At 61.0% G+C, this 326-nt stretch carries 1 protein-coding gene; it reads left to right on the top strand.

Going from position 1 to position 326, the window contains the following annotated elements:
* A partial coding sequence (locus AAEZ03_RS26515) for a hypothetical protein (protein WP_350582744.1) occupies nt 1-326 on the top strand: 326 nt, incomplete at both ends.

Below are 326 nucleotides of genomic sequence, written 5' to 3'. Positions count from 1 at the left end.
CATTTGTTGGCAATGAAAGTCGACGACATCGAACTGCTCAGCTACCAGCGCGACGACCTGCATCGCGAAATCGCCCGTCACCAAGGCAACGGCCTGCAACAACGCCAGAGCTGGACGCCCAACGGCCAGTTGCTGGAACAGACCGTAGCCCTTACCGGCTCAAGCACGCGCCTGTTGGTGCGCAACTACCGCTATGACGATGCCGGGCAGTTGACCGACCTGCACGACAACCGCCGTGGCGACATCAATTACCGTTACGACCCGCTCGGCCGCCTGCTCGGAGCCAGCAGCCAGTACAAAGAAGAAACCTTCGCCTTCGACCCGGC

Origin of the sequence: Pseudomonas sp. HY2-MNA-CIBAN-0224 (assembly GCF_040310285.1) — a bacterium.
GTDB lineage: Bacteria > Pseudomonadota > Gammaproteobacteria > Pseudomonadales > Pseudomonadaceae > Aquipseudomonas > Aquipseudomonas helleri.
Note: the sequence above shows the minus strand (reverse complement) of the source record. Positions and strands in the feature narration are given on the sequence as shown.